This window comes from Marinobacterium sp. MBR-109 (assembly GCF_040547565.1).
Classification (GTDB): Bacteria; Pseudomonadota; Gammaproteobacteria; order Pseudomonadales; family Balneatricaceae; genus Marinobacterium.
Genome location: NZ_JBEPPZ010000006.1, coordinates 107,571 through 128,838 on the forward strand (window position 1 = coordinate 107,571; position 21,268 = coordinate 128,838).

The 21,268-nt window shown below is 58.5% G+C and carries 19 protein-coding genes; 15 read left to right on the top strand and 4 right to left on the bottom strand.

What is annotated here, in order from left to right:
- The first annotated feature begins 2 nt into the window (after positions 1-2).
- A complete protein-coding gene (ybaK, locus tag ABIE60_RS09625) occupies positions 3-476 on the top strand; it encodes a Cys-tRNA(Pro) deacylase (RefSeq protein WP_354469213.1) in 474 nt (157 codons plus the stop codon).
- A 72-nt stretch (positions 477-548) separates the two neighbouring features.
- Positions 549-1,523 carry an Acg family FMN-binding oxidoreductase gene (locus ABIE60_RS09630; RefSeq protein WP_354469214.1) on the top strand — a complete coding sequence of 325 codons (975 nt, stop codon included), beginning with the start codon at positions 549-551 and terminating at the stop codon, positions 1,521-1,523.
- On the opposite strand, the gene ABIE60_RS09635 is transcribed toward ABIE60_RS09630, so the two are convergent.
- On the bottom strand, positions 1,504-1,938 hold the full coding sequence (locus ABIE60_RS09635) for a gamma-glutamylcyclotransferase family protein (RefSeq protein WP_502914948.1): 435 nt from the start codon (positions 1,936-1,938) through the stop codon (positions 1,504-1,506). The genes ABIE60_RS09630 and ABIE60_RS09635 overlap by 20 nt on opposite strands.
- A 223-nt stretch (positions 1,939-2,161) precedes the next feature.
- Here ABIE60_RS09635 and ABIE60_RS09640 point away from each other — a divergent pair, with 223 nt between their 5' ends.
- Positions 2,162-2,545: a group II truncated hemoglobin gene (locus ABIE60_RS09640; protein ID WP_354469216.1), complete on the top strand. Its 384-nt coding sequence runs from the start codon at positions 2,162-2,164 to the stop codon at positions 2,543-2,545.
- 45 nt (positions 2,546-2,590) lie between these two features.
- Here the strand turns inward: ABIE60_RS09640 and ABIE60_RS09645 are convergent, their stop codons facing one another.
- The 3 genes from ABIE60_RS09645 to ABIE60_RS09655 all read right to left on the bottom strand — a co-directional run bounded on the left by ABIE60_RS09645 (position 2,591) and on the right by ABIE60_RS09655 (position 6,699).
- Entirely contained in the window at positions 2,591-3,028 is a 438-nt protein-coding gene (locus ABIE60_RS09645; RefSeq protein ID WP_354469217.1) for a host attachment protein, read from the bottom strand.
- Positions 3,029-3,101: 73 nt separating this feature from the next.
- A complete protein-coding gene (locus ABIE60_RS09650; RefSeq protein ID WP_354469218.1) occupies positions 3,102-3,755 on the bottom strand; it encodes a hypothetical protein in 654 nt (217 codons plus the stop codon).
- 61 nt (positions 3,756-3,816) lie between these two features.
- A complete protein-coding gene (locus tag ABIE60_RS09655; protein WP_354469290.1) occupies positions 3,817-6,699 on the bottom strand; it encodes a valine--tRNA ligase in 2,883 nt (960 codons plus the stop codon).
- A 154-nt stretch (positions 6,700-6,853) separates the two neighbouring features.
- Here ABIE60_RS09655 and ABIE60_RS09660 point away from each other — a divergent pair, with 154 nt between their 5' ends.
- The 12 genes from ABIE60_RS09660 (at position 6,854) to ABIE60_RS09715 (ending at position 21,216) form a co-directional block, all read left to right on the top strand.
- Positions 6,854-7,993 (top strand): MlaE family ABC transporter permease, encoded by a 1,140-nt coding sequence (locus tag ABIE60_RS09660; protein ID WP_354469219.1) that lies wholly within the window; start codon positions 6,854-6,856, stop codon positions 7,991-7,993.
- Entirely contained in the window at positions 7,993-8,781 is a 789-nt protein-coding gene (locus ABIE60_RS09665) for an ABC transporter ATP-binding protein (RefSeq protein ID WP_354469220.1), read from the top strand. Before ABIE60_RS09660 ends, ABIE60_RS09665 begins: the two co-directional genes overlap by 1 nt.
- 2 nt (positions 8,782-8,783) lie before the next feature.
- Positions 8,784-9,722 (top strand): MlaD family protein, encoded by a 939-nt coding sequence (locus ABIE60_RS09670; RefSeq protein ID WP_354469221.1) that lies wholly within the window; start codon positions 8,784-8,786, stop codon positions 9,720-9,722.
- 13 nt (positions 9,723-9,735) lie between these two features.
- A complete protein-coding gene (locus ABIE60_RS09675; RefSeq protein WP_354469222.1) occupies positions 9,736-10,344 on the top strand; it encodes an ABC-type transport auxiliary lipoprotein family protein in 609 nt (202 codons plus the stop codon).
- Positions 10,345-10,383: 39 nt separating this feature from the next.
- Positions 10,384-11,250, top strand: coding sequence for a bifunctional methionine sulfoxide reductase B/A protein (locus ABIE60_RS09680; protein ID WP_354469223.1), 867 nt, complete (start codon positions 10,384-10,386; stop codon positions 11,248-11,250).
- A 26-nt stretch (positions 11,251-11,276) separates the two neighbouring features.
- A complete protein-coding gene (locus tag ABIE60_RS09685; protein WP_354469224.1) occupies positions 11,277-11,882 on the top strand; it encodes a transglycosylase SLT domain-containing protein in 606 nt (201 codons plus the stop codon).
- Positions 11,883-11,991: 109 nt separating this feature from the next.
- Positions 11,992-12,708 (top strand): YebC/PmpR family DNA-binding transcriptional regulator, encoded by a 717-nt coding sequence (locus ABIE60_RS09690; protein ID WP_354469225.1) that lies wholly within the window; start codon positions 11,992-11,994, stop codon positions 12,706-12,708.
- 1,247 nt (positions 12,709-13,955) lie between these two features.
- Entirely contained in the window at positions 13,956-14,357 is a 402-nt protein-coding gene (locus tag ABIE60_RS09695) for a hypothetical protein (RefSeq protein WP_206835761.1), read from the top strand.
- 100 nt (positions 14,358-14,457) lie between these two features.
- Positions 14,458-15,786 (top strand): TolC family protein, encoded by a 1,329-nt coding sequence (locus tag ABIE60_RS09700; RefSeq protein WP_206835758.1) that lies wholly within the window; start codon positions 14,458-14,460, stop codon positions 15,784-15,786.
- A 2-nt stretch (positions 15,787-15,788) separates the two neighbouring features.
- A complete protein-coding gene (locus ABIE60_RS09705; RefSeq protein WP_354469226.1) occupies positions 15,789-17,678 on the top strand; it encodes an efflux RND transporter periplasmic adaptor subunit in 1,890 nt (629 codons plus the stop codon).
- Complete coding sequence (locus ABIE60_RS09710) at positions 17,675-20,869, top strand: efflux RND transporter permease subunit (RefSeq protein WP_206835752.1); 3,195 nt, start codon at positions 17,675-17,677, stop codon at positions 20,867-20,869. The genes ABIE60_RS09705 and ABIE60_RS09710 overlap by 4 nt, the downstream gene beginning before the upstream one ends.
- The gene (locus ABIE60_RS09715) at positions 20,869-21,216 is read left to right on the top strand and encodes a copper resistance CopC family protein (RefSeq protein WP_206835748.1); all 348 of its coding nucleotides are present in this window, start codon (positions 20,869-20,871) and stop codon (positions 21,214-21,216) included. Before ABIE60_RS09710 ends, ABIE60_RS09715 begins: the two co-directional genes overlap by 1 nt.
- Positions 21,217-21,268 lie beyond the last annotated feature (52 nt).

Consider the following 21,268-nt stretch of genomic DNA (forward strand, 5'->3'; position numbering starts at 1 on the left):
CGATGACACCCGCAGTTGATCAGGCCCGCAAGGCGGGTATTGAACACCGTATTCACGAGTACAGCCATGACCCGTCAAGCGAGTCCTATGGCACCGAAGCGGCGGAGAAACTCGGCATCCCCCAGCAACAGGTGTTCAAGACCCTGGTGGTCAGTCTCGATGCAAAAGTGCTGGCGGTAGGGATCGTGCCGGTCTGCACTACGTTAAACCTCAAACGGATCGCCAAGGCTGCAGGGGCCAAGAAGGCGACCATGGCGGATCCGGCCGAAGTCGAGCGCACGACCGGCTATGTACTGGGCGGGGTGAGCCCGCTGGGTCTGAAGAAGCGCCTCAAAACATTCATTGATGCCAGTGCGACCGAGTTTTCGACTATTCACGTCAGTGCCGGCAGGCGTGGCCTGGAGGTTGAGCTGTCTCCACAGGATCTGGCGACACTCTGTGGTGCCGACTTTGCCGAGATCGGTAACCTGGCCTGAGTCAGGCTCGGATTGCTGACGCAGCGATCGGGTTCGCCTACACTCGGGGTAACCCCTTGCAAGGTTGCACCCATGAATAGTCATAACACGGATACCCTCGACCCTGTTGCCCTGCTCAACTGCGCCGTGCTGGCGCCCTCCAGTCACAATACGCAACCCTGGCTGTTTCGTGTGTCCGAAGATGGTCGAACCATTGAGTTGCTGGCCGATGTTCAGCGTGCCTTGCCGATCAACGACCCCGACAATCGTGAACTCCATATAAGCTGTGGCTGTGCGCTGTTTAATCTGAGAGTTGCGGCAGCCGATACAGGGTTTGAACGGGTCTGCACCTTGCTGCCGGATTCTGATCGGCCCGAGCTGCTGGCGCGGGTTCAAATCGGCACCGGCACACTGGAGCCCAAACTGGCGGGATTGGGCGAGGCCGCAATCCATCGCCGTACCTGGCGCAACCGCTTCAAATCGGAGCCATTGCCGGATGCACTGCAGCTGCAACTGTGTGATGCAGCCGAAGCTGAAGGCGGTCGATTGCAGCTGTTGCCGGAGCCTGAGCTGCGCAGTCAGGTGGTGGAGCTGGTCAAGCAGGGGGACGGTTTGCAGTGGCAGGATGAAGCCTGGCGTGAAGAACTGGCGCACTGGATGCATCCGGGGCGTAGCGGCGATGGCTTGACGGTACCGCGGCTGGTCGCCCCTCTTGTGCGCGGTGTTGTGCGCCGCTTTGACATGGGGCGAAGTGTTGGTTCTCAGGATAGCCTGCTGGTTGAAGAGTCGCCGCTGCTGGCACTGTTGACCAGCCCCGGAGATACGCCGCAGGACTGGCTGAAAACAGGTCAGGCATTGCAGCGTCTGCTGTTGGTCGCGCAACAGCAGGGCGTGCAGGCATCCTACCTGAACCAGCCGATACAGCTGGCTCAGCTGAGGCCGGTACTTGAAAAGGCCCTGGCCGCACAGGGGCATGCTCAGATACTACTGCGGTTGGGCTACCCGGACGATCGGCTGCCGGCATCGCCGCGACGGCCCGTAGACGATGTTATTGTCGACCAGCCTTGATCCGCATGTATACCCAAACCTGTTCACCACTGGTCAGGGGCACCGGGATACGCTCGTAACGAATGCCCAGCCGTTCGTAACGGTCCAGTCGACGCAAACTCTCGGGCGTGACGCTGAGAAGCTCGCCCTGGGTGACAGCGTCCGGGTCTGCCACCAGATCCAGTCCTTCACGACGAAAGCCTGATAATGACGCGGCTGCAGATTCAATCTGTTCGCCCGTTACCAGCCAGCGTACCCAGCTGTGCGTCAACGTGCCATATACAAACAGCTTGTGCTCGCGGGTCTGATCAATCGTCGGCAGGTGGGCCGGGGCTGTATAGCTCCAGGGGCTGAGCAGATTGTGCCAGAGCCAAAGCGGCGGCAGTAAGAGGCCGACCGCCAACAACGCGAGCAGCCATTTACGTGTTTTAGTCAAACGCATCGGTCAGTAATGGTTTGGAGTAATCGAGGCAGGGTAATTGACTCAGGCATTTTTAACTCCCGCTGTGTGTTTGACCCCCATGGGAACGCAGGTTGGCTGTTCAGGTCAAGGCATCTCAATTAGTAAAAATGGATACTGCCTGCATCTAAAGGCTTTTATCTGTATCACAGCTGTTTTATGTTGACCGGGTATAACGACAATAATCGAGGAATTGTTCATGAGTGGTTACAACACACCGTTTGAAGCGCTTGGAGAGGAGGGAATCCGTCAGCTGACGAACGCTTTTTATGACTATATGGAGAGTGCACCTGAAGTGGCGGGTATTCGTGCTATGCATGGCAAGGATCTGACACCGATGAAACAGCGGCTGGCGGATTACCTGACTGGCTGGATGGGTGGACCCCAGCGCTATGCTGAAAAATATGGCTCGGTCTGTATGACCAGCCCACACAAACCCTATGCAATCGGGACCGATGAGCGTGATCAGTGGCTGCTGTGCATGGACAAGGCGCTGGAGCAGATCGGCGCGGATGACACACTCAAACAGATGCTGAAGCAGCCGATGTTCGCCATTGCCGATATGGTGCGTAACCGGGATTGAGCCAATTCCTGACGGGCGCGGACCGGTGCCCGTCAGGATGACAGGTCAGGTCAGGCGTGGCTTGAACGCGGCACAGGCTTCATCGGCGGTTGCACCCGACAGATTCTTGTCCAGATCGCCTGCCAGTGCCTTGGATACCCGATCGTCCATGGCTGCACGCAACAGGCCCAGAAAGTGAGGTGGTGCCGCCATGTAGAACTGACGGATGGTATTGTCATTCAAGGCGTGGCGCACCCGGTCGATCACATCACGCGCAAAACGCTGATCTTCTGCCTGTCGTGGAGTCACCTTCTCCTGCATGCCGTGGGTGCCGGAACTGCCAGCATTCGGCTGGGCTCCGGGACTGTCACTGATCAGGTCACTGGTTTTCTGACGCGCGGCGGGATGTACCAGAGATTCAATCTCTCGGGCAGGGTCCTTGGGGCTGTCCTGCTGGAAAATTCGTGCTTTGAACGCATCGGCAACCACAATCCAGGTTGGCATGTTCTACCTCCTTCCGTTCTGTCTGAAACTCAAGGGAGGGTTTCATAACCCTTCCTTGAGTATCGTCCAGATTTCAGTCGTTGGCAGGTTTGCAGAGGCGGGAATTTTTTAATCCACACATCAGTACCGTCCCATAGGCTATCAGCAGATAGCCGAGCAGCTCCAGGCCTTCCTGGATGACAGACTTGTACAGGTTCTGATATTCCGTCTCCATCAAGGCGCGCCATAAGCTGCCGGTTCCGAAAACGCGGCTGAATACCAGTACAATGACCAGGCCCAGCAACAGTTGTGGATAGCCCTTCATACGGGTGAATTCCGCCATGGGGTCGATCACCGTGTGCCGCCAACCGAGGGCGGCCAGCAGTGCGACCAGAGTGACGGCCAGCGCCGGATATTTCCACCAGCCGTGGCTGATGAGATCGAACAGGTAATCATGTTCACGGACCAGCATGCAGAGGAAGAAACCGGTAACCAATACGTAAAACCCACGGCCATTAGGCTGCTGCCAGGTGGTACGCGCAAACAGCAGTATGACCAGAAGCAGGCAAAGTGCCTGTACATATTCGGTCAGCGAGTTTTCGCCCAGGTTGTCATGAAACAGTTTCAAATCGGTATAGATCAGCAGGGGCGGGATCAGGACCAGGGCTGACAGAATAAGAAACTCGAAGAAGGCGGTTTTGATCAGGTGCCCTGAGCGGGCAGCCGTATCTGAAGTAAAGAGCGCCATTGTATCCTTACAGTATCAGGGTTGAACGGGCGGGGAGCGAGGCTCCCCGTGCTTGGCAGGTTCAGAGCGCCTCGATCTTGGCGTACTGTTCCTTCAGTTTGGCATAGGCGTCCTGAGCATCGTCGATCTTCTGCTTCTCCTTGGCAACCACGTCAGCCGGCGCGTTGGCGACGAACTTCTCGTTGGACAGCTTGCCCTCGACACGCTTGATCTCTCCGGTCAGACGGTCCAGCTCCTTCTGCAGGCGGGTCAGCTCGGCGCTCTTGTCGATCAGGCCGGCCATCGGTACCAACACTTCCATTCTGCCAACCAGTTTGGTGACGGACATGGGGGCTTCATCGTCCGCTTCCAGCCATTTGATCTCGCTCAGTTTGGCCAGCTTGGTCAGGGCGACGTAGTTCTCCTGCACGCGGCGGAAGTCTTCATCGCTGCCGTTGTGCAGCAGCAGCTCCAGCTCCTTGCCGGGGCCGATATTCATCTCGCCACGGATGTTGCGTACGCTGACGATCACGTCCTTGAGCCATTCGATATCGGCCTCGGCCGCTTCGTCGATCAGCTCGGCCACCGGCTTCGGATAGTTCTGCAGCATGATGGTGTCGCCATCCTTGCCGGCCAGTCCCTTGATCTGCTGCCAGATCTCTTCGGTGATGAACGGCATCAGCGGGTGCGCCAGACGCAGGATCGCTTCCAGTACGCGCACCAGCGCGCCACGGGTACCGCGACGCAGGGCGGCCAAGCGCTCTTTCTCGTCGTCGGTTTCGCCTTCGGACTCGTCCCACAGCACCGGCTTGGACAGTTCCAGATACCAGTCGCAGTACTGGTTCCAGATGAAGTCGTACAGGGTCTGGGCGGCCAGATCAAAGCGGTATTCGTCCAGGTGCTTGATGACGGTTTCTTCGGTGCGCTGCAGGCTGCTGATGATCCAGCGGTCGGCCAGGGTCAGCAAGACCTCTTCGTTGTTCTGGGCGCAGTCCTGACCTTCGGTGTTGCTCAGCACGTAGCGGGCCGCGTTCCAGATCTTGTTACAGAAGTTGCGGTAGCCTTCCAGACGCTTCATGTCCCAGTTGATGTCGCGGCCAGTGGACGCCAGCGCCGTCAGGGTGAAGCGCAGGGCATCGGTGCCGTGGGCGGCGATGCCTTCCGGGAACTGCTTCTCGGTGCGCTTGCCGATCTTCTCGGCCAGCTGCGGCTGCATCATGTTGCCGGTGCGCTTTTCCATCAGCGCTTCCAGGCTGATGCCGTCGATCATGTCCAGCGGGTCGAGTACGTTGCCCTTGGACTTGGACATCTTGTCGCCGTTCTCGTCGCGAATCAGGCCGGTAACATAGACGTTCTTGAACGGTACCTGCGGTTTGCCGTCCTCGTCCTTCATGAAGTGCATGGTCATCATGATCATGCGCGCCACCCAGAAAAAGATGATGTCAAAGCCGGTGACCAGCGTATCGGTCGGGTGGAAGGTCTTCAGGCGTTCATTGTCTTCCGGCCAGCCCAGGGTACCGAAAGTCCAGAGCGCAGAGCTGAACCAGGTGTCGAGTACGTCGTCGTCCTGACGCAGTTCCAGCTCCGGGTCCAGGTTGTATTTCTGGCGGGCGGCGTCCTTGTCCTGCGCCACGTAGACATTGCCTTCATTGTCATAAAACGCCGGGATGCGGTGGCCCCACCACAGCTGGCGCGAGATGCACCAGTCCTGAATGTCACGCATCCAGGCGAAGTACATGTTTTCGTACTGCTTGGGCACAAACTTGATATCGCCGTTCTCGACCGCCTCGATAGCCGGCTTGGCCAGGGTCTTGGCATCGCAGAACCACTGGTCGGTCAGCATCGGCTCAATCACCACGCCGCCACGGTCGCCGTAGGGGATGGTCATGTTGTTCTCTTCGATCTTGACCAGCAGACCGGCTTCTTCCATATCAGCCACGATCTGCTTGCGGGCGGCAAAACGTTCCAGGCCCTGATAGGCCTGCGGCAGGCTCGGATCGAGCTCGCGGTTGTCGCTGCCGTCGGTGTTGAACGTCTGGGCTTCTTTGCGGATATGCCCGTCCAGCGTCAGCACGTTGATCATCGGCAGACCGCAGCGCTTACCGACTTCGTTATCGTTGAAGTCGTGCGCCGGGGTGATCTTCACACAACCGGTGCCTTTTTCCATATCGGCGTGTTCGTCGGCCACGATGGGGATGCGACGACCGACCAGCGGCAGCTCAACGAACTTGCCGATCAGGCTCTGGTAGCGCTCGTCTTCCGGGTTCACCGCCACACCGGTGTCACCGAGCAGGGTTTCCGGACGGGTGGTACCGACCACGATATGGTCTTCACCGGCAGCGGTCTTGACGCCATCGGCCAGCGGGTAGCGCAGGTACCACATCTTGCCTTTGACTTCGCGGTTTTCCACTTCCAGATCGGAGATGGCGGTGTGCAGTTTCGGGTCCCAGTTGACCAGACGCTTGCCACGGTAGATCAGCTTGTCGTCATACAGACGGATGAACACTTCCTGTACCGCACGGTAGAAACCGGAGTCCATGGTGAAGCGCTCGGTGGGCCAGTCCACGGAGTTGCCGAGGCGACGCATCTGACGAGTGATGGTGCCGCCGGACTCTTCCTTCCATTCCCAGATCTTCTCGATAAAGGCGTCGCGGCCCAGATCGTGGCGGGTCAGCTCTTCTTCGGCGGCCAGCTTGCGCTCAACGACCATCTGGGTGGCGATGCCGGCGTGGTCGGTACCGACCTGCCACAGGGTGTTGCGGCCCTGCATGCGGCGGTAGCGGGTCAGCGCGTCCATAATGGTGTGCTGGAAGGCGTGGCCCATGTGCAGGCTGCCGGTGACGTTGGGCGGCGGAATCATGATGCAGTAGGCGTCGCCTTCACCGGAGGGTGCGAAGTAACCCTTCTCTTCCCAGGTCTGGTACCAGGATTTCTCGATATCGTGGGGCTGGTAGGTCTTGTCCATTGGGGTCCGTATCTCTGATTCGTTGGCGCTGTCGAAACCCGCCATTATACAGTGCGCCTTTCCCGGGTGACAGGGCTCGGCGCTTCCGCTATTGCAGGCAAGAGGGTGCAGGGGGAAAATGGTTGCTCCTACAGAGTTTCAGGCAGTAACAGGGATGCAGAGATCAGCCCCGAACAAAGACGCTATTCCGGGCGCTGTGGAGCAGGAGGGTCAGTGCCTGCGCCTCAGTGGCAGCTGGACATTGGCTCACTACCGCCAATTGAAACAGAGTCTGGAACGCCAGTCGGTACCGGCGGGAGACTTTGAGCTGCGACTGGAGAGCATTCACGCACTGGATACGGCCGGCGCGGCTCTACTGGCCAACTGGCTGGGTCCCGAAAGGCTGGACAAGATGGTAACCGCAGATCAGGCGCTTCAGCCCGAGCGCAGGGCGCTGTTGCAAACAGTCCTGAAGGCACTGACACGTGAGCCGGCCCCACCTGTGCCTGTGGCCTCGCCACTGATTGAGGCGCTTGCCTATCTGGGGCGACAGACCGAAGTCGTGTTTCGTCACTTTTGGGAATTGAGCGGTTTTATCGGTCTGGTGCTGCAGACCCTGTTCTCCATTGTCTTGCGGCCCTGGCGCTGGCGCATGACAGCGCTGGTGAACCAGATCCATGAAACCGGTTTCAACGCGGTTCCAATCGTGGCGCTGCTGACCTTTCTGGTGGGCGCCGTGGTGGCTTTTCTCGGTGCCACGGTGCTGGGTGAGTTCGGCGCCGAGATCTATACGGTCAACCTGGTGGCCTACGCGTTTCTGCGAGAGTTTGGCGTGATTCTGGCTGCCATTCTGCTGGCGGGGCGCACGGCCAGTGCGTTCACCGCTCAGATCGGCTCGATGAAAGCCAACGAGGAGCTGGATGCACTGCGGACCCTCGGGTTGAGTCCGATGGAGCTGCTGGTGGTGCCAAGGGTGCTGGCGTTGCTTATCACGCTGCCGCTGCTCACCTTCGTTGCAATCATTTCGGGGCTTGCCGGCGGAGCGCTGGTAGCCTTGATATCACTGGACATTCCGCTGGGGCAGTTCTTCGGCATTCTGGCTGATGTGCCGTTGAAACACTATCTGGTTGGATTGGTGAAAGCGCCGCTGTTTGCATTTGTGGTGGCGGTTATCGGCTGTATGGAAGGCTTCAAGGTCAGTGGCAGTGCCGAGTCAGTGGGCCGTCACACTACCTCGGCGGTGGTGCAGTCGATCTTCATGGTGATACTGCTGGATGCGATAGCTGCACTGTTCTTTATGGAGATGGGGTGGTGATGGCTGCGAGAAAAGAGCAGAGAGCACTGATCGAGGTGCGTGGGTTGTGCAATCGTTTCGGTACCAATACGGTGCATGAGAATCTGGATCTGGATCTTTATCCCGGTGAAATACTGGGGGTGGTCGGAGGCTCGGGCACCGGCAAGTCGGTGTTGCTGCGCTCGATTGTCGGTCTGATCCGACCCAGCGCCGGTGAGGTGAGGCTGTTTGGCCAGAATCTGCTGGCGCTGTCAGGGGCCAAACGCTCGCAGCTGGAGCAGCGACTGGGTGTTCTGTTTCAGGGTGGTGCGCTGTTCAGCTCGTTGACGGTCAGAGAAAATGTTGCGCTGCCACTGATGGAGCATGCCGGCCTGAATCGTGCCGATGCTGAAGCACTGGCTGAGGTCAAGCTGGCATTGACCGGGCTGGCCGCGCATGCTGGTGATCTTTACCCGGCCTCGCTGTCCGGTGGTATGGTCAAGCGTGCAGCCCTGGCTCGCGCGCTGGCGCTGGACCCGGATGTACTGTTTCTGGATGAGCCGACAGCGGGTCTTGATCCCATCGGTGCCGCCGATTTTGACCAGCTGCTGTTGACGCTTCGCAATGCGCTGGGAGTTGCCGTGTTTATGGTAACGCACGATCTTGACTCGCTCTGGACCGCCTGTGACCGCATCGCGGTACTGTCGCAAAAACGGGTGCTGGTAGCCGATACGCCGGAACGTGTATCACGCCATGACAATGAGTGGATACAGGCCTATTTCAATGGCCCGCGAGGCCGTGCTGCCTACGCAGCGGCAGGGGAGACCTAAGCATGGAAACACGCGCGCATCATGTCCTTATTGGACTCTTTACGCTGGCGGGGCTGCTGGCAGCACTGTTTTTCGGCATCTGGCTGGTGCAGTCCGGGCAGCAACAGGAAACCCGGCGCTATCGGGTGGTGTTCAATGAGGCGGTAACCGGCCTGACAGTGGGCAGTCTGGTACAGTACAACGGACTGCGGGTCGGTGAGGTCAAGCAGCTACAGCTGGATCCCGAAGACCCGCGCCGGGTGCTGGCCGATATGGAGGTCAGTGCTGCAACGCCGATCAATCAGGGCACCCGTGCCCGGATGGCGATCGCCAACATCACCGGGGCCGCCAATATTCTGCTCAGCACTGATAACCCGCAGGCGCCAGCATTGATTCGACCTGACAATGGCCCTCCTGTCATTCAGGCCGACCCCTCGCCGATCGGGGCCTTGCTGGGTAACAGTGAAGCCCTGCTCGGTGGTGTGAATGAGCTGGTTGAGCAGGGGGCTGAACTGCTGTCACCGCAGAATATTGACCGCATAGGCCGGATTATCCACAACCTGGAACAGGTATCGGAAGAACTGGTTGAGTCACGAGCCGGTGTGAGTGAAACGCTGGAAACCCTGACCGCGAGCGCACAGGACGCTCAGGCGGTATTACAGGCCGCGACCTCGCTGATCAATCATGCAGACCAGCTGCTGTTAAAGGAAGGCGGCCCCATGCTGTCTGATGGCCGGCGGGCGATGCACTCACTGGCACAAAGCGGCGCACAGCTGGAGCGCCTGTTGGGTGATAACGCCGCTGCGCTGGACAACGGCCTGCAGGGCATGGCTGAAATTGGTCCGGTGATGCAGGACCTGCAGCGCAGTCTGGGAACCCTGAACCGAATCCTGTCACGGCTGGAGGAGGATCCGGCGGCATACCTGACCGGCCGCCCACCGGCACCTGAATTTACCCCCTGACTGGGAGCGCGTGATGAAACATGTGATGTTCACAACTCTGCTGGCGTTTGTGTTGGGCGGCTGCAGCTGGCTGCCTTCGGCAGAGCCGGTACAAAGCTGGACGCTGGAACCGGTACCCGGTGTGGCAGGTCAAACCGTTCAGATCGATGGTCTGAGAGTCCTGAGGCCGCAGGTACCTGACCTGCTGAACGGTCGCCATATGCTGGTGGTGCCTGAAGGGCAGCCGCCCAGTGTGTATGCCGGCGCACGCTGGAGCAGTGCCATACCGGAGCTGTGGCGAGATCAGCTGATTTCGGCCCTGCAGCGCGACAGTCGTTTCAGCCGAATCAGTGGTGATGAGGTGCGTCTGGCGGCTGGCAAGCTGCTGGTGAGTCGTCTGGATGCCTTTCAGGTCGAATATCGGCAGGGAAGGCCACAGGTGGTGATCCGTGGTCATCTGCAGCTGGTAAAAGCTGAGAACCGTCGCATTCTGGCCGAGACATCATTCGATCTCAGCCGAGACGCAAGCAGTACCGAGCTGTCCGCCGTGGTGGCGACCTTTTCCAGTCTGAGTGCCGAAATGGCCAACGAAATCAGAGACTGGCTACTGAATACAGAGGCAGGCGCCGCAACGGGACAGTGAGCTGTCCGAGTAACGCGAGCCCCTGCGCAGAGGTGAAGCATGTCCTACAAGAACCTGACCCCCGAAGAAGAATACGTCATTCTGAAAAAAGGGACCGAACGTCCCTTCACTGGTGAATACAACGAACACTTCGAGACCGGTGTCTACGCCTGTCGGCAGTGCGGAGCCCCCCTGTACCGTTCCGAAGACAAGTTCCCCTCGCACTGCGGCTGGCCCAGTTTTGATGATGAAATTGAAGGCGCCATCCGCCGAGAAGTCGATGCCGACGGACGCCGCACCGAGATTCTCTGCGCCAACTGTGGTGGCCATCTTGGCCATGTGTTTGAAGGCGAGATGCTGACGCGCAAGAATGTGCGCCATTGCGTGAACTCCATTTCGATGCAGTTCATCAGCGCCGACGAGCTGGCACAGCGGCAGGGCAGTAAACTCAAAACCGCCTACTTTGCCGGTGGCTGCTTCTGGGGCGTTGAGCATCTGATGCAGCAACAGCCTGGCGTGATCTCGGTGGTCTCCGGCTATATGGGCGGTCATGTGGATAACCCCAGTTATGAACAGGTCTGCAGCAAGCAGACTGGCCACCTGGAAGCCGTTGAAGTGCTTTACGATCCGGCTCGGGTCAGCTTTGAGACACTGGCAAAACTGTTCTTCGAAATCCACGACCCGACACAGGAAAACGGTCAGGGGCCTGATATCGGCCCTCAGTATGGCTCCGCCATTTTCGTACATGATGACGAAGAGCGTGGCATCAGTGAAAAACTGATCGCGCTGCTGGAAAACCAAGGGCTGGATGTCGTGACACGGGTACTGCCGATGGCGCCGTTCTGGCGTGCCGAAGAGTTCCATCAGGACTACTACGTGCGTACCGGCAAGATGCCTTATTGTCATCGGTATCAGAAGCGGTTTTAACTTCTCATCCGGTTGCTGGTGTACGTATGCAAAGAATCTGTTTGTTTCTGATGTTGCCTCTTCTGTTGGCGTCCTGTGCGACCACGCCGCCTTCCAATGTGGAAAATGCCTGCAGGATCTTTCGCGAGAAGCCCGACTGGTTTGATGCCTCTCTGACGGTTGAGCGAAAGTATGGCCTGCCGATTCAGGTGCAGCTGGCCATCATGCGACAGGAATCCAGCTTCAGGCACAATGCCGCCCCTCCCCGCGACAGCTTCCTCGGCATCCCCATGTGGTGGCGGGTATCCAGTGCATATGGCTATGCTCAGGTAAAGGACGAGACATGGGACTGGTACAAGGACAAGACGGGTAACTGGGGCGCCGACCGTGATGACTACGACGATGCGGTCGATTTCATGGGTTGGTATGCCGACGTGTCGCAAAAAACATTGGGCATCTCCAAGTGGGACGCCTACAACCAGTATCTGGCGTACCACGAAGGACACGGAGGCTGGCAACGCAAAACCTATAACAGCAAGGGTTGGCTGGTCAGCGTTGCCCGAAAGGTGGATGCCAATGCCCGGATGTATGGTGAACAGCTCAGAGGCTGCAGGCACAGCCTGAAATCCTCACCCTGGTGGTGGCCCTTTTAAACCACAGCGCCCGTGCGAGAAAGGGGTCTGTCCCCTTTCTCTAGTATTCAGACAACACGGATCGCAGTAGAATCGCCACCTTCAAGATCACTATCGGAGTAACCAGTGCATGGGCAGAGCGTATCAGAACCGTAAAGAGTCAATGGCCAAGACCTCGGACATGAAGGCCAAGCTCTATAGCCGTTACGGGCGCGAAATCTATGTCACGGCCAAAGCCGGCGGGACCGACCCCGATGGCAATCTGGCGCTGCGCGGTCTGATCGATCGCGCGAAAAAGGAGCAGGTTCCGGGGCATGTTATCGATAAGGCGCTCGACAAGGCCAAGGGTGGCGGCGGTGAGGACTACTCTCCGGCGCGTTACGAAGGTTACGGCCCCGGCGGCAGCATGGCGATCATTGAATGTCTGACCGATAACCCCAACCGGACCTTTGGCGACGTGCGTCAGGCGTTCACCAAGACCAAGAGCAAAATCGGTACTCAGGGCAGCGTCAGCCACATGTTCGATCACTGTGCCATCTTCGTCTTTGCCGGTGATGATGAAGAGGCTGTGCTTGAAGCGCTGATGGAAGCGGATGTTGACGTCACCGATATCGAAAACGAAGACGGCAAGATTTCCGTCTTTGCCCCCAACACTGAATACTTCAAGGCCAAGACAGCCCTGACCGAATGTTTCGGCGATATCGATTTCGACGTCGATGAGATCCAGTTCATCCCGCAGAGCTACACCACTCTCAGTGGTGACGATGTAGCAATGTTCGAGAAGTTTCTGACGATGCTGAACGATCTTGACGATGTACAACAGGTGTACCATAACGTCGAGCTCTGATTGGGCTGACCCAATACAGAACACTTCCCTGTCACAGGGACTGAAGAGGAGGTGCCACGGCACCTCCTCTTTTGTTTACGGCCCGATACAACGGGGCATTACCGCTGTAGTGCTCAGCCTGCCGCGAAAGAGAGCACGAGAGCGTGCCCTGGATGATCTGACAGCGCTGGCTGGGTCGACCAATGTTTTAGCCGCTTCGCGCACAAAGCGGACATTATTTACATCGACCTGAAGTGACCATTAAATTGCACTACGCATATAGGTTTTACACCTTGATGCACTTCCAGGTTCGAATTTTGGCATTCCTTTTGTTTGAAGGCCTGGTTACCTTGGCCATCGAATACGCAGGTCATCAATCTAGAACGGATGCTTATGGTGTCGTTGACTTCCGTTCAAGTGAGAGTGCCCTTCGGGCAGTTCATCATGGCAATGATCAATTTCACTCAGATCATTTGCAGGCCATAGTCGCCACCCAACTATCGCTGCCAGCAAGGCTTAAAGTGCAAACACTAAAAACGTGTTCGTCATTCCCCAGGTGGCCCCTAGCCACCCGGCCAGTGTATATGCCAACAGCCAGCAGGCATGCGACTGTGAAAATTGAGCCGCGAACAGATCAGGACGATCCTTGGGATGTGTGGAGCGGGTTAGCAAACGCCCTGAAGGGGTTTGCACAAGAGCAGAGCCAATGACCAGTAGCGCCCAGATGACGAGAAGCTGTTTCAAATCACTGATCTGTGAGGCTATCAATAGATCCAGTACCAACAGCAAGCTGGCCTATAACATGAGGCTACGATCACTGAAACGCTTCAGCAATGCTGGTACTGATAGGGCAGCCAGCATGGAGCCAGCGCCAAAGCCGTATCCTACGCATCCAGTTTGAACTTGGCCTGCACAGTAACCACGGTATTGACGATAACCATGGCTCCTGACGCCGTTATATTCATGGCAGAGTGACGCTTGACGCCAACACAGCCGAAGCAATAAACCCCAAAACGGTTCCTGCGAATAGTTCATGCCAGGTAACCATTGCCAGCAGCAGCGAAGCCAATGCAGGTCTGATCAGGATATATTGCCGTGTATCAAACAGATGGTTGGAGAGTAGTCATTGGCTTTTTATGAAACGTGATTGGCTAGCTGTCCGCAAGATTACATCTGTGTAATCCAGTCTGTTTTTTCTTGAGTCACTTGGCCCAACGCTTTAAATTAAAAGAGCTTATTGGCTGAAACTCCTTTCGGGTGAAAGATCCGTGCGTATTCGTTCCTACATTGCCCTGTTGCTATATTTGATGGCCTTTGTGTTGTCGGCGGTGGCGCGTGCGGATCAGCTGATGCCGATGGTAATGCCGGTGGATGAATCCACTCCTGCTCTCAGTCAGCCTGTAGCGATGGCTGAGCATGCCGGGCACCTAGTGCCGTCCAGGTCCACGGGGTGTGCCGAGCATCAACGGTTATCCGGTGATGACTCTTATGGCAGCACTTGCCAGAATACACCGGACTGCTCACCTGATCACTGCTTCTCGTCTCAGGGGCTCCTCAGCCAACCCTTGGGCGTCATGCCTTATACCGCTCGCGAATACTTCAGTTCCGGCGGCTATCAGCTGCTTTCCCTGGTACTGGCCCCTCCCGGCCGACCTCCCCGTAACGTCTGAACCCTTCTGAGTTATCGGCCTGACAGGGCCGGTTTTACCGATTGTTCATGGTCTCTGTCCCCTGCGGATAGTCCCATGATTGCGTTCAGACGAGGATGTTATGACAACAGATCACAAGGCCCGCCTGCGGAGCTGGGGACTGGCTGCCAGCTTGTTACTGAGCAGCTCTATCCATGCTGCCGAGCTTACGTTGGAGCAGGTCGTCGATCAGGCGCTGGCCAACGATATCTGGCTGAGTTCCAGCCACCACAATGAAACGGCCAAGCGCGCCATGGCCGATGCGGCAGGGGCGCTGCCCGACCCGAAAATCAGCCTTGCCCTGGCCAATATGCCGACCGACAGCTTTGACTTTGGCCAGGAGGGGATGACCCAGTTTGCGCTCGGGATTTCCCAGATGCTGCCACGGGGCGACACACTGGAACTCAAGGAACAGCGCTTCAGCCAGGAAGCCCATTTGCAGCCCCTGATGCGCCTGGAACGCCGTGCCCAGGTGCGCATGCAGGTAAGCCAGTTGTGGATCGATGCCTGGCGGGCGCGGGAAAGCCTGACGCTCATTCAGCGTAACCGGCGCTTGTTCAAACAGCTTGAGGATGTAGCGACCTCCAGCTATATGGTCGGCCTGGGTAAGACACAGCAGCAGGATGTGGTGCGTGCCCAGCTTGAACTGACTCAGCTGGAGGACAAGATCAGTCGTCTCGATCTGCAGTACGACACCCTGCGTGGTCGTCTTTCAGAATGGCTTGCCGCTGCCCGTGAGCGTTCAACCGGACTGGTTGATGTCGCCGCGGTTGAAATTGCGGCCCAGCCTCCGGCTTTGGTGCTGGATCGGCAGTTGCAATCCGAGAGCGGAGAGGACAGTCGTGCACGCTTTTTCCTGCAACACCCGTCAGTGGTGCTGTTCGATCGGCAGATCGAAGTGGCCCAAACCGATATTCGCCTTGCCGAGCAGAGCTACAAGCCGGCCTGGGGCGTCAGCGCCAGCTACGGCTATCGAGGCGATGATCCCATGGGGCAGGACCGAGCGGACCTGTTCAGCCTGGGCGTGAGTATGGAGGTGCCGCTGTTTTCCACCCGTCGCCAGGATGGTGAAGTGGCATCGGCCGCTTCCCGGGCAGAGGTCGTACGCACCGAGCGGTTGCTCAAGCTGCGCCAGCTGTTGGCTGCTCACGATACCTCGATGGCGGCTTTGCAGCGTCTGAATGAGCGTCTTTCCCTTTATCGAAAACAGCTGTTGCCGCAGACCGCGCAGGCGGCCGAGGCGGCACTGAATGCCTATACCCGGGATGTGGGCGACTTTGCCGAAGTCGTACGTGCCCGTATCGCTGAGTTGAATGCCCGTCTGGCGGAAATTGAAATCATGGCCGAGCAGCAGAAGCAGGTCGCCCAGCTTAATTACCTCATGACCCAGGTGCGCCAGGAGGAGATGTGAACATGAATGGAACGGTTAAATTTCTGGGCGTACTGGTCCTGGGTGGTGTGATCGGCGGCGGGGCGGTTTATGTCCTGAATCCGGGGGCTAACTCTGCAACCAGCAGTGGCTCCAACGCCTCGGGTGAACCCGAGCCGCTTTACTGGGTGGCCCCCATGGATCCCAATTACCGGCGTGATAAGCCCGGCAAGTCGCCCATGGGGATGGATCTGATTCCGGTCTACGAGGAAGACGCGACCTCCGGCCCTGATGAGGGCGCCGGGACCATTCGGATATCGCCTGAAGTGGTCAACAATCTGGGCGTTCGAACCGCCAGTGTTGCGCACAGTGCCCTCAGTTTTGAAGTCAGCACCGTCGGCTATGTGCAGTACGACCAGGATCGGATCGTGCACCTGCACCCTCGCGTGGAAGGCTGGGTCGAGCGGATTCATGTGCAGGCAGCCGGTGAACCGGTCGAGCAGGGGCAGCCACTGTACGAGCTCTACTCGCCGGCGCTGGTCAATGCCCAGGAGGAACTGCTATTTGCACTGGGTCGTGGTGACAGCCGATTGGCGCAGGCCGCGGAGTCCCGTCTGCGCTCGCTGAACGTGTCTGATGAAGTGATCAAGACACTGCGCCGTGAGCGCAAGGTCTCGCAAACTGTCACTTTCTACGCCCCGATTACCGGGGTAGTCGATGACTTTACCTTGCGCGAGGGGCTGTTTGTACAGCCGGGCATGACGCTGATGTCCATCGGCAGCCTTGATGAGGTCTGGGTTGAGGCGGAAGTGTTCGAGCGTCAGGCCAGCCTGGTTAAGCCCGGCCTGCCGGTCAGCATGGAGCTGGACTATCTGCCGGGACGCGAATGGCAGGGACGCGTGGATTACATCTACCCGACTCTGGATTCGGATACCCGTACCCTGAGGGTGCGCATGCGTTTCGACAACGCCGATCACCTGCTCAAACCCAACATGTTTGCACAGGTGCAGATCCACAACGAGACCGCGAGCGATATTCTCAGTGTGCCCCGTGAGGCGGTGATCCGTGGTGGTGGCAACAACCGGGTGGTGCTGGCGCTGGGCGAGGGCCGTTTCAAGTCGGTGCATGTGCGTACCGGCCGCAGTGACGGCGACCGAATCGAAGTCCTGAACGGAGTCCGCGAGGGAGAGCGGGTGGTCACCTCGGCCCAGTTCCTGCTCGATTCCGAATCCAGCAAGACCTCCGATTTCAAGCGTATGTACTACGGGGATGAGGAGGCCGGCAGTGCTGTCGCTCAGGAAGACAGTAGCGCGCCCAAGGTCAAGCCGACCCGGGTCTGGGTGGATGCCACCGTCAATACGGTGATGCCCGAACAGGGCAAGGTCAACGTTAACCATGCCGCGATTCCCGACTGGGGCTGGCCCGAAATGCGCATGGACTTCGCGGTCTCCGAGCTTGTTGATATGACCGAACTGACCCCGGGTGCCAAGGGGCAGGTTGAAGTGCGCAAGCTGGACGCGGGCGGTTATGAGATCAGTGACGTGTTCATGGCGAACGCGGAAGCTGACAGTCAGGCGGGGGACAGCGCGCCCAAGGCCAGGCCGACCCGTGTCTGGGTGGATGCCACGGTCAATGCGGTGATGCCTGAGCAGGGCAAGATCAACGTTAGCCATGCAGCCATTCCCGACTGGGGCTGGCCTGAAATGCGCATGGACTTCAATGTCTCCGAGTTTGTCGATATGTCCGAGTTGGCCCCTGGTGCCAAGGGGCAGATAGAGGTAAGCAAGCTCGACGGCGGCGGTTATGAGGTTGTTGACGCCTTCATCACCGAGCCGGGCGAAGGAGGGACGGATTCGCCTGCGATGGACGCCATGGATCACAGCATGCATACCATGGATCAGGACGCTTCCGGCAGCAGTGAGGAGGCCCAATGATTGAATCTGTTATTCGCTGGTCGGTCGGCAACCGCTTCTTCGTGCTGCTGGCCACTCTGCTGCTGCTGGGCTGGGGCGCCTGGTCGCTGAAAAATACCCCGGTCGATGCGATACCGGACCTGTCCGATGTGCAGGTAATCGTCAAGACCAGCTACCCCGGCCAGGCGCCGCAGGTGGTCGAAGACCAGGTCACCTATCCGCTGACCACCGCCATGATGTCGGTGCCCGGTGCCGAAACCGTACGTGGCTTCTCGTTTTTCGGTGATTCCTACGTCTACGTCATCTTCGACGAGGATACCGATATCTACTGGGCGCGTAGCCGGGTACTGGAATACCTGTCTCAGGTGGCACCCTCGCTGCCGGAGAATGCCCGTCCCCAGCTGGGGCCGGACGCGACAGGTGTCGGCTGGGTGTATCTCTATGCCCTGCAGGACACCAGCGGCCAGCATGATATTGGCGAGCTGCGTTCGCTGCAGGACTGGTTCCTGAAATACGAGCTGCAGACGGTTCCCGGTGTGTCCGAGGTTGCTGCGATCGGCGGCATGGTCAAGCAGTACCAGGTGCAGGTCAATCCGGAGAAGCTGCGGGCGCTGAACATCCCGCTGGCCCAGGTACAGAACGCCATACGCCGGGGTAACCAGGAGGTGGGCGCCTCGGTAGTGGAGCTGGCCGAGGCTGAGTACATGGTACGTGCCAGCGGCTACATCCAGAGTGTGACAGACCTTGAAAGCATTCCGCTTGGGGTGAACGTCAAAGGGACGCCACTGTTGCTCAAGGATGTGGCCGAGATCGGCGTTGGGCCTCAGATGCGCCGCGGCGTTGCCGAACTGAACGGAGACGGAGAAGTAGTTGGTGGCGTGGTGGTCATGCGCTTTGGCGAGAACGCCCAGAAGACCATCGAAGGGGTGAAGGCCAAGCTCGAAACCCTGAAGGCCGGCCTGCCGGACGGGGTGGAGATCGTCACTGTATATGACCGTTCCGGCCTGATCGGTCGCGCCGTCGAAAATCTCTGGCACAAGCTGCTGGAGGAGTTCTTGGTGGTGGCGCTGGTTTGCATGTTGTTCCTGTTCCATATCCGCTCGTCGCTGGTGGCGATTGTCAGCCTGCCGGTGGGTATTCTGGCAGCCTTTGGCGTTATGCATTTGCAGGGCATCAACGCCAACATCATGTCGCTGGGTGGTATCGCCATCGCCATCGGGGCGATGATCGACGGCGCCATCGTGATGATCGAGAACATGCATAAGCACATGGAGCGCACGCCGCTGACACCGGAGAACCGCTGGAAGGTGGTGGCGGATTCGGCCAGTGAGGTGGGGCCTGCTCTGTTTTTCAGTTTGTTGATCATCACCGTCAGCTTTGTGCCGGTATTTACATTGGAGTCCCAGGAAGGGCGCATGTTCTCACCGTTGGCATTCACCAAGACCTATGCGATGGCCGCTGCTGCGGCACTGGCGATCACTCTGGTACCGGTGCTGATGGGCTATTTCATTCGCGGCAAGGTGTTGCCGGAACATAAGAATCCGATCAACCGCTTGCTGACGGCGGTATACATGCCGACGCTGAAAGGCGTGTTGAAGTACCCGAAAATGACCCTCCTTGGGGCGTTGGCGGTGCTGGCGCTGGGCTTTTGGCCGGTCGACAAAATCGGCAGCGAGTTCATCCCCAATTTGGATGAGGGTGACCTGATGTACATGCCGACGACCTATCCCGGCATTTCCATTGGGCAGGCACGGCAGCTGCTCCAGCAGACCGACAAGCTGATTGCGACCCTACCGGAGGTTAAGAGCGTGTTCGGCAAGGTTGGCCGTGCCGAGTCGGCCACCGACCCGGCCCCGTTGACCATGATCGAGACCTTTATTCAGCTGAAACCGCGGGACGAATGGCGTGAAGGTGTGACCACCGAAAGCCTCAAGCAGGAGCTGGATGCGCTGGTCAAACTGCCGGGGCTGACCAACGCCTGGGTCATGCCGATCAAGACCCGTATCGACATGCTAGCCACCGGTATCAAGACCCCGGTCGGCATCAAGATCGCTGGGCCGGAGCTGTCGCAGATTCAGGCGATTGGCCAGCAACTGGAAACCATCCTCAAGGAAGTGCCGGGGACGGCGTCGGTGTATTCCGAGCGTGTGGCCGGCGGGCGCTACATTAAGGTGGATATTCAGCGAGGTGATGCGGCGCGTTACGGCCTCAATATTGCCGATATCCAGCAGATCGTGGCCAGTGCTGTGGGCGGGATGAACGTCTCCCAGACCATCGAGGGGCTGGAGCGCTACCCGATCAATGTGCGCTATCCGCAGGAATACCGCGACTCGCCGGAGCAGCTGGCGTTGTTGCCGATCGTGACCCCGGCGGGGCAGCGTATCGCCCTGGGAGATGTGGCGCATATCTACATCGAAGACGGCCCGCCCGGTATCAAGAGTGAAAACGCGCGCTTGAACGGCTGGGCTTTCATCGACATCGACGGCGTGGATTTGGGTACCTATGTAAGCCGGGCACAGGCGGTGGTGGCCGACGAACTGGAGCTGCCGGCCGGTTATTCGATCAGTTGGTCCGGGCAGTACGAATACATGCTCAGGGCCAAGGAGAAACTGACCTACGTGATCCCGCTCACTCTGGCGATCATTGTAGTGCTGCTTTACCTCAACTTCCGCAACCTGACCGAGGTGGCGATCATCATGGGCACACTGCCGCTGGCAATGGTGGGCAGCGTCTGGCTTATGTACTGGCAGGGCTTCAACTTCTCCATTGCCGTAGGCGTGGGCTTTATCGCCCTGGCCGGGGTAGCGGTCGAGATCGGCGTCATCATGTTGGTGTATCTGAACCAGGCCTGGCGTGAAATGCTGCAGCGCTGTGCTGCGCACCAGGTGGTGCCGCGCGAGGAAACCCTGCGCCATGCGGTGCTGCATGGTGCCGGTCTGCGCGTGCGACCGGTGATGATGACAGCTGCCGCGATCATTGTCGGCCTGTTGCCGATCCTCTACGGCAGCGGCACCGGTTCTGAAGTGATGAGCCGTATCGCCGCGCCGATGGTCGGTGGCATGGTCAGTGCCGTGATTTTGACCCTTTTAGTGTTGCCTGCTGTCTACTATTTGTGGCGCAGGCGTTCAATGAAAACGCTTACTCTAGAGTCGCTGGTAGCTGAATTTCCGGCAGCTCACTCCGATACAACCACAGAAAAGGAAACACGATAATGCGTATGTTCAAATCCCTGCTGGCTGCCGGTCTGATTGCACTGTCCGCACCGGTTATGGCACACACTGACATGATGGACAGCCACCCGATGGACGGGGCGATGATGATGGAACAGGTCGGCGAACTCAAACTGAACTTCGGCATGCCGGTTCGCCTGGTCAACGTCAAGCTGATCAGTTCCGATAACCGCCCGGTGTCGATCGACTTCAGCCCGATGATGGAGCCGGGCAAGCAGTTCAGCGTGCCGGTACCGATGCTGCAGCCGGACAACTACACCGTGCATTGGACCACCATGGGTGACGATGGGCACAAGATGAAAGGTTCCTTTGGCTTCATGCAGCACTAAACGAACCGGGCTGCCTGCAGCGCTGTGCTGCAGGCCCGGCCCGACCGGGTGA